This is a genomic window from Methylobacterium sp. XJLW, from assembly GCF_003254375.1.
GTDB lineage: Bacteria > Pseudomonadota > Alphaproteobacteria > Rhizobiales > Beijerinckiaceae > Methylobacterium > Methylobacterium fujisawaense.
The window spans coordinates 3619618-3633529 of the sequence record NZ_CP016429.1; the positions used below are offsets into that span (position 1 = coordinate 3619618).

Genomic DNA, 13912 nt, shown 5'->3' on the forward strand with positions numbered 1-13912 from the left:
TTCACGATCAGGCTTCCAGTACGGCCGCGGTCGGGGTCGTCCGCCGCGTGCTCACGGTGATTCCCACGGAGGCCGCGATCACCAATCCGATCGCCAGCCATTGGATGGGACTGATTCGCTCCCCCAGGAGAACGAGGCCGGCGCAGGCCGCCACGGCGGGTTCCAGGCTCATCAGGACGCCGAAGCTCTTCCGGTCGAGCCGGCGCAGGGCGAACATCTCCAGGGAATAGGGCAGGGCACTCGACATCACTGCCACGCCAAGGCCTGCGGCCAGGATGCCGGGGGTGAGCAGGGCCGGTCCGGCCTCCGACAGGCCGAAGGGCGCCACCACGATGGCCGCCGTGAACATGCCGAGGGACACGGCCTGGCCGCCGTCGATCCGCCCCGCGCGCTGTCCGAACAGGATGTAGAGCGCCCAGCACAGGGCCGCGCCGAGATCGAGCAGGATCCCGATCGGATCGAGTCCGTCCTGACCGGAGATCGGCAGGAGCAGCGCGAGTCCGGCGACCGCCACGCCGATCCACAGGAAATCCGACCGGCGGCGCGACGCGATCAGAGCGACGGCCAGCGGCCCGACGAACTCGATGGCCACGGCCGGTCCGAGGGGCAGCCGTGCCAGTGCGAGATAGAACAGGAGGTTCATCAGCCCGAGAGCCGTCCCGTAGAGGGCGATCCAGCCGGCCTCGCGCGCCGGGAGGCTGCGCCGCCACGGCCGCCAGACGGCAACGAGGATCAGTGCCGAGAAGCCGACCCGCAGGGCGGACGTCCCGGATGCACCGACCGCCGGAAACAGGCTCTTGGCGAAGGTCGCTCCGCTCTGGAGGGAGACCATGCCGGTCACCAGCGCGGCGACCGAGAGCATCGTGTCGCCGAGGCCGAATCTTATGCGTGACACGCGTCGACATTCCCCAGCACCGCGCCCCGGCGCGGGCCTAGCAGACGCGGCGGCCGCCAAGGGCCGCGCCGGGCCGCATGGCTCACGCCACCCTCAATCATGACTGGAGGTTCCGGGACCGCGTCGCGAAGCCCGGGCTCGCCTCTGGCGCTCCGGCGTGGCGCTCCGGCGCGGCGCTCCGGAATGACGGCGTGGCCGCAAACCGGAGCGCGGATGACGTCCAGGTCCTAGAGGATGAACCGACTCAGATCGGCGTTGGACGCCAAGTCCTGAACCCGCTCGCGCACATAGACCGCGTCGATCGGCACCGTCTCGCCGGAGCGGTCTGTGGCGGTGAAGGAGATCTCGTCGATCACCCGTTCGAGAACCGTCTGGAGCCGGCGGGCACCGATGTTCTCCACCGAGGAATTCACCTCGACCGCGACCCGGGCGAGCGCGTCGACGGCGTCGTCCGTGAAGGACAGGGTCACGCCCTCCGTTTCCATCAGCGCGACCGTCTGCTTGATCAGGCTCGCCTCGGTGGCGGTGAGAATCTGCTTGAAGTCGTCCACCGTCAGCGGCTGCAACTCCACGCGGATCGGCAGGCGGCCCTGCAGCTCGGGCAGGAGGTCGGACGGCTTCGAGACGTGGAAGGCGCCCGAGGCGATGAACAGGACGTGGTCCGTCTTCACCGGGCCGTGCTTGGTGGCGACCGTGGTGCCCTCGATCAACGGCAGAAGGTCGCGCTGTACGCCCTCGCGGGACACGTCGCCGGAGGACCGGCCCTCGCGGGCGCAGATCTTGTCGATCTCGTCGAGGAACACGATGCCGTTGTTCTCGACCTCGCCGATCGCCTCGCGGACCAGCGCCTCGTCGTCGACGAGCTTATCGGATTCCTCGGCCATCAGGGGCGCATAGGCGTCCCGGACCAGGATCCGGCGCGGCTTGCCGCGCTGGCCGCCGAGTGCCTTGCCGAGCATGTCGCCGATGTTGATCGCGCCCATGGAGGCCCCCGGCACACCGGGAATCTCGAACATCGGCATGCCCGTGGGGGCGCCGGAGGTCAGCTCCAGCTCCACCTCCTTGTCGTCGAGCTCGCTGTTGCGGAGCTTACGCCGGAAGCTGTCACGGGTGGCCTGGCTGGCGGTCGGCCCGACGAGGGCGTCGAGGAGGCGGTTCTCGGCCGCGGCTTCGGCCTTGGCCTTCACGCCCTCGCGCTTTACCTGCCGGGTCAGGCCGATCGCCACTTCGACGAGATCACGGATGATCTGCTCGACATCGCGGCCGACATAGCCGACCTCGGTGAACTTGGTGGCCTCGACCTTGAGGAACGGGGCGTTGGCGAGCCGGGCGAGGCGGCGGGCGATCTCGGTCTTTCCGCACCCGGTCGGCCCGATCATCAGGATGTTCTTGGGCGCGACCTCCTCGCGGAGCGGACCGATCAGCTGCTGGCGTCGCCAGCGATTGCGCAGCGCGATCGCCACGGCGCGCTTGGCGTCGTGTTGCCCGACGATGAAGCGATCGAGTTCGGACACGATCTCGCGCGGAGAGAACGTCGTCACCGCTGTGCCATCCCTGTTCCCGGCCCGAAATCGGCCCCGCGCCGGGAATGGGGTCCCACGCGGCCCCGCGCAAGGGGGCGCCGCGTGGGCCGATAGCCGCCTCAATGCGCTGCCGGCACCGCTGTAACGCCGGGCTTGTCGTGCTGGCCGAACCGCTCGACGAGGGTCGAGCTGGCGGCGTTGAGGCCGACGACCTCGACGAGGCGCCCGCGGGCGCGGGCCTTCAGCACCACCCGGTCGAGGGCTGCGACGGCCGAGATGTCCCAGAAATGCGCCGCGTTGACGTCGATCACGAGACGCTCGACCGGCTCCAGCACGTCGATCGCCTCGGAGAACGTGCCGGCGGAGGCGAAGAACACCTGCCCGGTGATGGCGTAGGTGCGGGTCCGGCCATCGGCCGAGAGGCTGGAGGTGATCCGGTTGAGACGGGAGACCTTGCCGGCGAAGAACACGCCCGAGAGCAGCACGCCGACCAGCACGCCGATGGCGAGATCCTTCGTGGCCACGACGACCAGGACGGTGGCCAGCATCACCGCGGAGGATGGCAGCGGGTTGGTCCGCAGGCGGGCCAGGGAACGCCAGGAGAAGGTGTTGATCGAGACCATGATCATCACGGCGGTCAGGGCCGCCACGGGCACCACGGCGAGCAGATCCTGCAGCGCCACGAGGAGCAGCAGCAGGAAGGCGCCGGCCACCAGCGTCGAGAGGCGGCCGCGGGCGCCCGAGGAGACGTTGATCACCGACTGGCCGATCATCGCGCAGCCGCCCATGCCGCCGAACACCGCGGAGGCCATGTTGGCCACGCCCTGGCCCATGCATTCGCGGTTCTTGTCGCTGCCCGTGTCGGTCAGGTCATCAACGATCTGCGCGGTGAGCAGGCTCTCCAGCAGGCCGACCGCGGCCAACGTCGCCGCGTAGGGCAGAAGGATCCGCAGGGTCTCGAAGGTGAGGGGCACGTCCGGCAGGGCGAAGCTCGGCAGCGCCGAGGGCAGGGCGCCGAGATGGGCGACCGTGCGGACGTCGAGGTGGAAGATCGCGGTGATCGCCGTCAGCACCGCGATGGCGATGAGCGGGGCGGGAATCGCGCGGGTGATCCGCGGCACGCCGTAGATGATCGCCAAGCCCAGGGCGATGAGCCCGTAGGTCGCCGGCGTGACGCCGGTCAGTTCGGGCATCTGCGCCAGGAAGATCAGGATCGCCAGGGCGTTGACGAAGCCGGTCATCACCGACTGCGAGACGAACCGCATCAGCCGGCCCAACCGGAGGAGGCCGGCCAGGATCTGGATCACGCCCATCAGGATGGTGGCGGCGAAGAGGTACTGCACCCCGTGGTCGCGCACGAGCTCGACCATCACGACGGCGGTGGCGGCGGTGGCGGCCGAGATCATGGCGGGGCGGCCGCCCGCGAAGGCGATGGTGCAGGCGATGACCACGGAGGCGTAGAGACCAACCTTCGGGTCGACGCCGGCGATGACCGAGAAGCCGATGGCCTCGGGGATCAGCGCGAGGGCGACGACGATCCCCGAGAGGGTGTCGCCGCGGATTTTGGATGTCCACGACCGGAGAAACCCGGTCTGTCCGGGTGAGCTGAGTGACATGCTTGATTCCGCACGAGCGGCGTGCCCGCGTCGCTGGCGGGTCATGGCGCGTCTCGAATGCGTGGTCCGGCGGATCGGCGGCCGGAAGAGCCACCCGGGCTTTCACCGGGTCCTTGCGAATGCGCGGACCCTAGGGGCCTGCGCGCTGCAATGCAACATCCGCGCGCAGCGGAGGGACCGTCAGGCCGCCCGGACCTGCGCCACGAAGCCCGCCACCTCGCTCCCCAGCCCGTTGGAGCGGCGGGCGATGTCGGCGGCGGCCGCCAGCACCTCCGCGGCGCTCGCGCCGGTCTCGCGGGCTGCACCCAGGACCAGCGCCATGGTCTCGGTGACGGAGCGGGTGCCGCTCGCGGCCTCCGAGACGCTGCGGGCGATTTCCTGCGTGGCCAATTGCTGCTCCTCGACGGCCGCGGCCACACCGAGGGCGATGCCGTGGACCTGCTCGATCGTGCCGCCGATCTCCTCGATCGCGGCGACGGCCTCGTGGGTCGCCGCCCGCATGGCGGCGATCTGCCCGGCGATCTCTTCGGTGGCCTTGGCGGTCTGGGTGGCCAGATCCTTGACCTCGGTGGCGACGACCGCGAAGCCGCGTCCGGCCTCGCCGGCGCGGGCGGCCTCGATCGTCGCGTTGAGCGCCAGCAGGTTGGTCTGGCCGGCAATCGTGGAGATGAGGGAGACGACCTGCCCGATGCCCTCGGCGCTGCGGGCGAGGGCCTGGACGCTCGTCCGGGTCCGCCGCGTCGCTTCGACGGCCCCCTCGGCCGCGGTGGAGGTCTGCGTGACCTGAACGCCGATCTCGCTCGCCGTCGCGGCGAGTTCCTCGGTGGCGGCGGCGACGGCCTCGACGTTGTAGGCGGTGGTCTCGGCGGCGCGGGTCACGGCCTGGGACTGCGTGCCGGCGTGATCGGCGTTGCCCGCCATGGTGGCGGCGGCGCGTTCCAAGCCGGCTGCCGCTCCGGCCAGGTGATCGACCAGCCCGCCGAGGTTGCTTTGGAACTGATCGGCGAGCCCGGCCATCTCGGAACGCTTGCGCGCCGCCGTATCGACCCGCATCCGCTCGTGCTCGTGCCGGAGGGTCTCGGCCTCGCGCATCGTGTCGCTGAAGACCTGCATGCTGGTCCAGATCGCCCCGATCTCGTCGCGCCCCGGCTTGATCGCGGGCAGGGTCAGGTCGCCGCGCGAGAGGCGCTGGATCGCCTCCGAGACCGCCCGCAGCGGCCGGGCGATCTGCCGCTGCCCGATGAGCAGGCCCAGAGCGCAGCAGATCGCGGTTCCGGCCAGCGCGAGGCCGAGGAGGAGCAGAGTCCGCGCCTGGAACAGCGCCTGGGTGTCCGACTTGATCGCCGCCATCTCGGTCCGGCCCTGCTTCACCAGGGCATCGATGCTCGCCTGGAAGACTTTGCGGTTGGCGCGATTGGCGTCGTTGAAGCCGAGTTCGGCGGCCGCCTTGGGGCCGGTCGTGTCGCCCGCCTCCGCGAGGGCGCTGCGCAGGGTCCGGAACGCCTCGGCATTGCGCACCATGGCGTCGAAGAGCGGGCGCTCGGCCTCGGTGACGCGCGGCGCCCAGTCCGCCCGGAGCGCGTCCATCTCGGCCAGACCCTTGCGGATGCCGGCGGTGTACTTGGCCGCCTCCGTCCGGTCTGCGGAGGCGTAGACGCCCCGCGAATCCATGGTCACTTCGGCGGCGAGGCGGTTGAAGTTGGCGGCGTCGAGCGCCCGGATTGAGGCGTTCTCGACGCTCGTGAGGGAGTGCTCGAAGCTTCTCAGCGTCGCGACGCTGACCCCGGCTACGATCAGCGTCGTCAGGCTGCACGCGCCGACGAAGCCCAGAAGTTTTCCGCCGATTTTCATTGAGATCCAACCGCAGAGGCTCGATTGGCGCTAAAATGCCGGTTATTCGTCAAAGCCGCGTAAACTAATCGCCGTCGGCATTATTTGTTTTGACGAACGGGCCTCCGTCGCCGGAAGCCCGCTGCGCGGCACCGCTCACGCCGCGCGGACGCTCACGAGGAACCGGTCGACCTCGGCGGTCAGCTTCTCCGATTGCCGCGAAAGCTCGGACGCCGCGTCGAGCACCTGGCCGGCCGCCATGCCGGTCTCCTCGGCGGCGCCCGCGACACCCGAGATGTTGCTCGTCACCTCGCCGGCGCCGACCGCCGCCTGCGCGACATTCCGGACGATCTCCTGCGTGGCCGCGCCCTGTTGCTCGACTGCGGCGGCGATCGAGGTGGCGACGCCACTGATCTCCCGGATCCGCTCGGTGATGCCGCCGATCGACGTCACGGCCTGACCGGTCACCGCCTGGATCTGCGCGATCTGGCCGGAAATCTCGTGGGTCGCCTTCGCGGTCTGCTCGGCCAGCGCCTTCACCTCGGCGGCGACGACGGCGAAACCCTTGCCGGCGGCACCGGCGCGGGCGGCCTCGATGGTGGCGTTCAGCGCAAGCAGGTTGGTCTGGCCGGCGATGTTCGAGATCAGACCGACCACGTCGCCGATCCGCGATACGGAATTGCTCAGCTCCTGGACCAGGGCGCCGGTCTGGTCGGCGTCCGAGACGGCCCGCTGCGCCAGATGGGCCGAACCGTCCACCTGCCGGCCGATTTCCTGGACCGAGGAGCCCAGCTGCTCGGCCGCCGCCGCCACCGTGTTCACGTTGGTGGCCGCCTCTTCGGCGGCTGCCGCCACCGTGGTCGACTGGCTCGACGTCTCGGAGGCGGTCGCCGACATGGTCCGCGCGGTCGCCTGCAGCTCCGTGGCCGAGGACGACACCATCCCGACGATCCCGCCCACGGCGCGATCGAAGCTGTCGGCCAGCTCGATCATGGTCCGCCGCCGCTCGGCGGCCGCCGCGGTGTCGGCGATCTGCTTGATCTCGGCATCCTCGGCCGCCTTCCTAGCGACCATGGTCTTGATTCCCTCCACGGCCCGCCCGACCGCGCCGATCTCGTCGCCGCGTCGGGCCTCTGCGATCTCGGCCTCGATCTCACCCCGGGCCATCCGCTGGAGCACCGCGACGAGCCGGCCGAGCGGGCGGGTCAGCATCGCGAAGACCAGGAACGCCAGGAGCACTGCAATGACGACGCTGGCCACGCTGCCGAGAAGACTGGCGAGATAGGCCGCGCTGAACGAGCGCCCCTGTTCGTCGCTGCGGGCCGCGAGAAGCTCCCGCTCGGCCTGGTCCGCGTCGGCAAGCTTCGCGCGCAGGGCGTCCATGGACGCCTTCCCGGCGCCGCTCGCCTCGATCTGGCGCGCCGCGTCGAGCTGGCCCGCCTCGACGAGGGCGATCTCGTTCCGGGCGATGTCGTTCGACCAGGTCGCGGCCAAGCTGTTCACGGCCGCCAGGCGCGCCTGCTGCGCTGCGTTGTCCACCGTGAGCGCCTGCGCGGTCTCCAGCGCCGCCTTGTAGGCCTTCTGGCCGTTGCGGAACGGCTCCAGAAATTTCGGGTCGCCCGAGAGCAGGTAGCCGCGGAGCCCCGTTTCCTGGTTCAGCATCGACTGCGTCACGCCGTCGAGCGCAGAGATGACCTGGTAGGTATGCTCCGTAAGATGATTGACCCGCTCGATCGACGTTAGATGACTGTATCCGATCGCGCTGATCCCAACCGTTACCGCCGCTAAGCTGCCGAAGGCGGCGGTCAGTTTCGTCACGATGCGGACGTCATTAATCGATCGCATAGTTCAGCCCTCAGCGCGCATGTTGCGCGACGAATTTTGCTTATTATGGGCCGACTATGCATTTTACAGCGTGAAAATTCCCTTACCGATGCAGTCGTCGTTGTAAATCTCGGCTGGAGCTGTGCCGCGAGATGGCGGACCCGGCGCTCAAATTTCAGTGATGGATCCGGAAGCTCTCGTACGCAGTAGATGAAGCGCACGAAATTTATCTAATCTGACCGTTTTTACATCAATAAATTGATTGATCGTCGAATTTTCATTGTGAAATTTAGGATCGAGGGGATCTCATGAAGTCGGCTGGAGCCGCTTCTTTTCCTCATTGCACGCGAATACGACCTGCAGGGCAGAGCCCGCTGCGGGTGCGATGGGGATGCACTGCTTAGCCCGCCCCGGCGGGGCATGAGCGCCCCGACGATCCGGATGCGGGCGGCCACGGTGCGAGAAGCGGCGTCGATCGTACGGTATCGACGCCGGCTCAGGCCGCAGCCGCGGGAGGTCAGGCTTCGAGGGTCTCGATCACCAGATTGCCGTTCGTGTAGACGCAGATCTCCGCGGCGATGCCCATGGCGCGCCGGACGATCGCCTCTGCATCGAGGTCTCCGTCTTCCAGCGCGCGGGCGGCCGCCAGGGCGTAATTGCCGCCCGAGCCGATGGCCATGACGCCGCTTTCCGGTTCCAGCACATCGCCGGAGCCCGACAGAAGCAGGCTGACATCGCGGTCAGCGACCAGCATCATCGCCTCGAGGCGGCGGAGGTAGCGATCCGTCCGCCAATCCTTGGTGAGTTCGACGCAGGCCCGCGTCAGCTGACCGGGATATTGCTCAAGCTTGGCTTCGAGGCGTTCGAACAGGGTGAAGGCGTCAGCCGTGGCGCCGGCGAAGCCGCCGATCACCGCGCCCTTGGCCAGGCGCCGGACCTTGCGGGCATTCCCCTTCACGATGGTCTGGCCCAGGCTGACCTGACCGTCGCCGCCGATGACGACACGGCCGCCCTTGCGCACCATCAGGATCGTGGTCGCGTGCATCTGGGGCACCGCGCCCCGGTCTTCGTACCTGAATGCGTCCTGGCTCAAGGTTCGGCTCCGCTCTCGATCGCGCCGAGATGGGGAGCTTCGCCGGCCGAGTCCAGCCGGAAGGGGCGGTGGGGCGCCCTCTATTCGGCCACAGGCTCGAAGCTCCGCACAGGACCCGCATCCTGCAGGATCGATTGCGCCGCGGCCTCGGCCAGGAGGGCGTAGCCGCGATCGGCCATGTGGAGCCCGTCGGCGGCGAAGAGCTGCTTGGTGGTCAGCTTACCCTCGCGCACCCAGCCGTGCATGAGATCGGCACGGCGGATCACCGGAACGTCGAGGTCGTCGCCGATGCTGCGGACCGCGTCACGGAAGCGGGAGGCGCCCGGCGTGGCTTCCAGCTTCGGGCACCATTGCGGCTCCATCAGCACCACGTCAATCCCGGCCTCGCGGATCCGGCGGATGGCCGACACGGTGGCCTCGCGGAAATGTTCGACCGAGACCCCGCGCAGCGGGTCGTTGCTGCCCGTCTGCCAGATCACGAGCTGCGGTTCGGCCGCGATAACGTCCCGGTCGAGCCGCGCCAGCATGTCGTCGACGTGCTCGCCGCCGATCCCGCGATTGATGACCGCGACGTCGATTCCGTGCAGCTTCTTGCGCAGGTCGATCTGGAGGCGGGCCGGGTAGGCGTTGGCCGGGGTCGACGCGCCGATACCCTGCGTCGAGGACGAGCCGAAGGCCACGATCTTCAGCGGTGCGCCGATGGCGATCTGACGGGCGACGTGCGGCAGGTCTGGGCTCTCACGCAGGTCGAGACCCAGCATGTCGAGCGATTCGGGCAGGAGGTCCGCATAGGCCAGAACCGCCGTCGGCAGGACCAGCAAGGCGCTGAGCAAGCCCAGACGGCGCAGCAGTTTGCGGGCGGGGAAGGCAGTGTTCAGCGACTTGGACACGGGACCGACGGCTCCGGCTCTCGTGAGCGTTAGATACAGTCTGACACACGGTGCTGAAAAGAGCGGTTCCGTGCCGAGCTTGAAAACACACTGAATTCGTAACGCAAAATTAGGCGGCTTTTGGGGCTGGCGACCGGCCGGCCCCCGAAACGGCGCCGACGCGACGTTTCGGCAGGATGCTGCCGCATTCGGCATGAACCATGCGACCGGTGCTGGGCGCATCTCCGTGAGGGCGGCGGAGCGCGTGGTCAGGGTTTCGGGCGCGATCCCCGACCGGCTTGAGGCCTCCATGAACCGTCCCCCGGTCGGCCGCTTGCGCATCGCGATCCTCACGCACTCGACCCATCCGCGCGGCGGCGTGGCCCACGCTCTGGCTCTCGGAGAGGCCCTGTGCCGGCTCGGCCACGAGGCGGTCGTCCACGCCCCCGATCCGACCGGACGCGGCTTCTTCCGCGCGGCGCGATGTCCGGCGATCTCGGTCGCGGCTAAGCCGGCGGGCGGATCGGCTGCCGCGCTGGTCGGTGCCCGGATCGCCGACTACCTCGCCCATTTCTCCACCCCCGCCGCCTGCGACTTCGATGTGTTTCACGCCCAATGCTGCATCAGCGGCAACGCCCTCGCCACGTTGACCCGCCGCCGCCTCATCCCGGGCTTCGTGCGCACCGTGCACCACATCGATGCGTCTACGGATGCGCAGCTTGCGCAGTGGGAGGAGCGGGCGATCCTCGATGCCGGGCGCCTGCTCTGCCTCAGCCGGACCTGGGCGGCGACGCTGGCCGTGGAATACGGCGCCCGGGCCGAGGTGGTCGGCACCGGCGTGGATAGCGCGACCTACACGCCCGATCCCGGACCGGAGGACGAGGCCCTCCGTCGACGTCTCGGACTCGGCGGCGGCCCGGTCTTCCTCAGCGTCGGCGGGTTCGAGGCGCGCAAGAACACGTTGGCGGTGATCGAGGCCTTCGCGGCCCTGCGCCGCGCCCATCCCGGCGCGCAGCTCGTCGTGGCCGGCGGCGCCTCGCTGCTCGACCATGCGGGATACGAGGCCCGCTGCTGCGCCGCCCTCGAGCGCGAGGGGCTCGCGGTCGGCACCGGCCGTCCGGTGATCCGCACCGGCCCGGTGGACCAGGCAGACATGCCGAGCCTCTACCGGATCGCCGATACCCTGGTGTTTCCCTCGCTCATGGAAGGCTACGGCCTGTGCGTCCTGGAGGCCATGGCCTGCGGCACGCCGGTGATCGTCTCCGTCCGTCCGCCCTTCACCGAGTATCTCGCCCCCGGCGAGGCCCTGTCGGTGAACCCGGAAGACACGGGCGCCATCGCGGCGGCCATGGAGGCGAGTCTCGAACCGGGCCGGCGGGGGCGCCTGCGCAATGCCGGCCGGGAGGTCGCCCGGGCCCATGTCTGGGACGCCTGCGCCGCGCGCCACCTGCCGACCTACGCGGAACTGGCGCCCCGGGACGCGCCGGTGCTGCCGGCCGCGACGGGGGCCGCGGCCTGGAACACCCTTCGGATCCCCCGCGATGCCTGAGATGCGTTTCCATATCCGCTGGCCGGACGGCACCCGCGAGGCCTGCTACGCGCCCTCGTTGGTGATCAAGGAGCACCTCGCGGTCGGGCAGGACTATCCCGTCGCGGAATTCGTCGCCCTGAGCCGCCTTGCCCTGGGCATCGCCAGCGCGCGCGTCCGCGCCCGCTACGGGTTTCCCTGCGGCCGCGCCGAGGCGCAGCTCGCCCGGATCGAGGAAACCGCGCGCCGGCAGGCGCCGGGAACCGTGTACGTCGAATCCTTCGAGGTCTGACGCCGGGCTTCGATCGGCCCGGCCGCGGGGCTTCGGACCTCAGGGGACGGGAGCGCCGTCCCCGACGAGCGGCGTTGCGGCGAGGCGACGCAGGACGGGTGAGCGTCCCCGGCGGGTTGTCCGCAGGATCGATGGGACGAGGACAGGCGTCGGCGATGATGACCCGAATTGCGGCGGCCCTGGTCCTGGCCGCGTCACCCGCCGCGGCGCAGACGCGGCCGTCCAGCACGGCCATGACCTGCCAGCAGACGATCCGCCTCGTTCAGGCCCGGGGCGCCCTGGTCCTGGGGACCGGCGGCATGACCTACGACCGGTTCGTCCGCGACCGGTCGTTCTGCGAGCCCACCGAGATCGCCAAGCGCGCCTTCCGTCCGACCCGCGACAACCCGAACTGCCTGATCGGCTACACCTGCTACGAGCCGGGGGCCGGCGACTGGTTCGGCGCTGACTACTAGTCCGCTTACTGGTCCGCGGCGTCGTTGGAGTGCCCCGGCGGCCGTCAGCCCGCGTCCGGTGCGGCGCGCGCGGGTTCGAGGGCCACGATCACCCGGCGATCCCCCGCCCGGCGGGTGAAGCCCGTCGCGTCGAGGTGCTCCAGCAGGGGGATCGAGAACTTGCGCGAGATTCCCAGCGTGGCGCCCGCTTCCCGGGCCAGGAAGCCCATGTCGGGCGTCCCGGCCTCGGGGAAGGCCTCCACGAGGCGGGTCTTGGCGGTGGCGACCGCCTCCCGGTGGAACAGGACGGCGCGGCGCTGGACCCGGTCGACGGCGCGGATCACCGTGCCGGCGCCCACGAGGTAGGTGAGCGCTTCGCGCCGCCGCACGTCGCGTCCGATGGCCTCCGCCTCGTCGGGCGGGCTGAGTCCGGCGCGGCGGAAGACCTGCTCCAGCCGGCGGGCGGCCTCGCTCTCGTTGCGGGCCGGGTCGAACTCGGCTCGCCGCCACAGGGCGCCCGCCTGGGCGACAGCGCCCGCGGCCGCGAGGTCGCGCAGCACCGCACCGGTCACCGTCTCGGGCAGCGCCAGGGCACGGGCGAGCCGCTCCAGGGCGATCCCGTGATCCATCGGGTTGTCGCGGTGATGGTGGGCGAGGGCCGCCAGCGTGCCGCTGCGCAGGGCCGCGAAGGCCGCGGCGCCGATGTAGCGGTTGCCGATCGCGCGGGCGCCCGCTTCGGAGAGAATCTGCCGGGCGCGCTCCGGCGCGATGCCGGCGATCCGGGCGAGTTCGGTGAGGGGTGCCCCGGCCGCGCCCAGCTGACCGAGGCGGACCGTGATCGCCTCTCCGGCATGGCCTGCCGCGAGTGCGGCCAGGTCCGCCATGACCCGCGGGTCGTGGCGCCGACGGCGGCGGCTCGCCGGATCGAGGATCCGCCCGCCTGCCACCGTGACGGAGGGCGAGTCGAGCCGCAGCACGAAAGGCTCCCGTGCCGGCACGGCGACCGGTTCGCCGAGATGGAGTTGGGCCTGGGTGCTGGCGCCGGGCTCCAGGGCATCACGGTCGAGCAGGCGCAGCCGCGCCTCGACCTCGGTGGTCCCGAACAGAAGGCGACAGGCCGAGCCGCCCGCCAGGGCGTCCGCACCGGCCGCCGCGGTGATCGCCACGTCGAGCCAAGCGCTCGGGGCGAGCAGGCCCGGCGGCGACAAAGCCTGCCCGCGGGCGACCTCGTCGAGGTCGATCCCGCGCAGGGCGACGGCGGTGCGGCGCCCGGGCTCGGCGCGCTCCACCGCACGTCCGTGAATCTGGAGGCCACGCACCACCGCCGTGCGGCCGCCGGGCGCGATCTCCACCGTGTCGCCGACGGCGAGCGGTCCGCGCCGCAGCGTCCCGGTGACGACGGTGCCGAATCCCGGCCGGGAGAAGACCCGGTCCACCGGAAGATACGGGAAGCCGTCGTCGCGGCTGGGCTCCGTCTCGTCCAGCAGCCCCGACAGGGCGGCCGACAGCTCCGGCAGGCCGGCGCCGGTGACGGTCGACGTCGCGATGACCGGACCGGCCGCGATCCCCGCGCGGGCGGCGGCGGCGGCGATCTCGGCCGCGCGGGCCGCCACGGTCTCGGGCGTCGCCAGGTCCGCCTTGGTCAGCGCCAGCACGCCGCGGCGCACGCCGATGAGGCGGGCGATCTCCAGATGCTCCACCGTCTGCGGCTTGATGCCCTCGTGCGCGTCCACCGCCAGCAGGACGGCCCGCATGCCGGTGGCGCCGGAAATCATGGCGCGGACGAACCGCTCGTGGCCCGGCAGATCCACGAGGTCGATCTCACCGCGATCGGACGCCAGCAGCGCGAAGCCCGGCACGATGGATACGCCGCGGGCGCGCTCCTCCTTCAGCCGGTCGGTCTCGACGCCCGTGAGCGCCCGGACGAGGGCCGTCTTGCCGTGATCGACGTGCCCGATCACGCCGACGAGGAGTGTCTTCAATGCAGTCACCGACCGGACCATCTCCG

11 protein-coding genes and 1 other annotated feature are annotated in these 13912 nt (G+C 70.5%); of the genes, 3 read left to right on the top strand and 8 right to left on the bottom strand.

The genetic code is table 11. The features are described from left to right. Positions 1-7: 7 nt before the first annotated feature. The 7 genes from A3862_RS16835 to A3862_RS16865 all read right to left on the bottom strand — a co-directional run bounded on the left by A3862_RS16835 (position 8) and on the right by A3862_RS16865 (position 9671). Positions 8-895 (bottom strand): EamA family transporter, encoded by an 888-nt coding sequence (locus tag A3862_RS16835; protein ID WP_111473828.1) that lies wholly within the window; start codon positions 893-895, stop codon positions 8-10. A gap of 227 nt (positions 896-1122) precedes the next feature. Further along, on the bottom strand, positions 1123-2436 hold the full coding sequence (gene hslU / locus A3862_RS16840) for an ATP-dependent protease ATPase subunit HslU (RefSeq protein WP_053611483.1): 1314 nt from the start codon (positions 2434-2436) through the stop codon (positions 1123-1125). A 101-nt stretch (positions 2437-2537) separates the two neighbouring features. Further along, positions 2538-4034, bottom strand: coding sequence for a SulP family inorganic anion transporter (locus A3862_RS16845; protein ID WP_111473829.1), 1497 nt, complete (start codon positions 4032-4034; stop codon positions 2538-2540). Between the two features lie 60 nt (positions 4035-4094). Next, positions 4095-4150, bottom strand: a sequence feature (sul1 is cis-regulatory element that is thought to sense ions involved in sulfur or methionine metabolism; They are found in Alphaproteobacteria). 64 nt (positions 4151-4214) lie between these two features. Continuing rightward, positions 4215-5885, bottom strand: a complete 1671-nt coding sequence (locus A3862_RS16850) for a methyl-accepting chemotaxis protein (RefSeq protein WP_043351674.1) — start codon at positions 5883-5885, stop codon at positions 4215-4217. Positions 5886-6020: 135 nt separating this feature from the next. Further along, positions 6021-7709 (bottom strand): methyl-accepting chemotaxis protein, encoded by a 1689-nt coding sequence (locus tag A3862_RS16855; protein ID WP_043758339.1) that lies wholly within the window; start codon positions 7707-7709, stop codon positions 6021-6023. Between the two features lie 496 nt (positions 7710-8205). Continuing rightward, positions 8206-8733: an ATP-dependent protease subunit HslV gene (gene hslV / locus A3862_RS16860; RefSeq protein WP_043351688.1), complete on the bottom strand. Its 528-nt coding sequence runs from the start codon at positions 8731-8733 to the stop codon at positions 8206-8208. A gap of 128 nt (positions 8734-8861) precedes the next feature. Continuing rightward, a complete protein-coding gene (locus tag A3862_RS16865) occupies positions 8862-9671 on the bottom strand; it encodes an SGNH/GDSL hydrolase family protein (RefSeq protein WP_043758336.1) in 810 nt (269 codons plus the stop codon). A 289-nt stretch (positions 9672-9960) separates the two neighbouring features. Between A3862_RS16865 and A3862_RS16870 the strand changes: the two genes are divergently transcribed. From A3862_RS16870 to A3862_RS16880, 3 genes are all read left to right on the top strand, one after another. Next, the gene (locus tag A3862_RS16870; protein WP_043761260.1) at positions 9961-11199 is read left to right on the top strand and encodes an MSMEG_0565 family glycosyltransferase; all 1239 of its coding nucleotides are present in this window, start codon (positions 9961-9963) and stop codon (positions 11197-11199) included. Further along, the gene (locus A3862_RS16875) at positions 11192-11470 is read left to right on the top strand and encodes an MSMEG_0570 family nitrogen starvation response protein (protein WP_043758334.1); all 279 of its coding nucleotides are present in this window, start codon (positions 11192-11194) and stop codon (positions 11468-11470) included. Before A3862_RS16870 ends, A3862_RS16875 begins: the two co-directional genes overlap by 8 nt. 155 nt (positions 11471-11625) lie before the next feature. Then, the gene (locus tag A3862_RS16880; protein WP_078947409.1) at positions 11626-11925 is read left to right on the top strand and encodes a hypothetical protein; all 300 of its coding nucleotides are present in this window, start codon (positions 11626-11628) and stop codon (positions 11923-11925) included. A 44-nt stretch (positions 11926-11969) separates the two neighbouring features. Here the strand turns inward: A3862_RS16880 and selB are convergent, their stop codons facing one another. Continuing rightward, a complete protein-coding gene (selB, locus tag A3862_RS16885) occupies positions 11970-13907 on the bottom strand; it encodes a selenocysteine-specific translation elongation factor (RefSeq protein WP_052083859.1) in 1938 nt (645 codons plus the stop codon). Positions 13908-13912 lie beyond the last annotated feature (5 nt).

Bases quoted from the DNA above. Each gene is read 5' to 3' on its own strand.
- selB (WP_052083859.1), bottom strand. From the start codon at position 13,907: ATGGTCCGGTCGGTGACTGCATTGAAGACACTCCTCGTCGGCGTGATC.
- A3862_RS16845 (WP_111473829.1), bottom strand. From the start codon at position 4,034: ATGTCACTCAGCTCACCCGGACAGACCGGGTTTCTCCGGTCGTGGACA.
- hslV (WP_043351688.1), bottom strand. From the start codon at position 8,733: ATGCACGCGACCACGATCCTGATGGTGCGCAAGGGCGGCCGTGTCGTC.
- A3862_RS16850 (WP_043351674.1), bottom strand. From the start codon at position 5,885: ATGAAAATCGGCGGAAAACTTCTGGGCTTCGTCGGCGCGTGCAGCCTG.
- A3862_RS16875 (WP_043758334.1), top strand. From the start codon at position 11,192: ATGCCTGAGATGCGTTTCCATATCCGCTGGCCGGACGGCACCCGCGAG.
- A3862_RS16870 (WP_043761260.1), top strand. From the start codon at position 9,961: ATGAACCGTCCCCCGGTCGGCCGCTTGCGCATCGCGATCCTCACGCAC.
- A3862_RS16855 (WP_043758339.1), bottom strand. From the start codon at position 7,709: ATGCGATCGATTAATGACGTCCGCATCGTGACGAAACTGACCGCCGCC.
- A3862_RS16880 (WP_078947409.1), top strand. From the start codon at position 11,626: ATGATGACCCGAATTGCGGCGGCCCTGGTCCTGGCCGCGTCACCCGCC.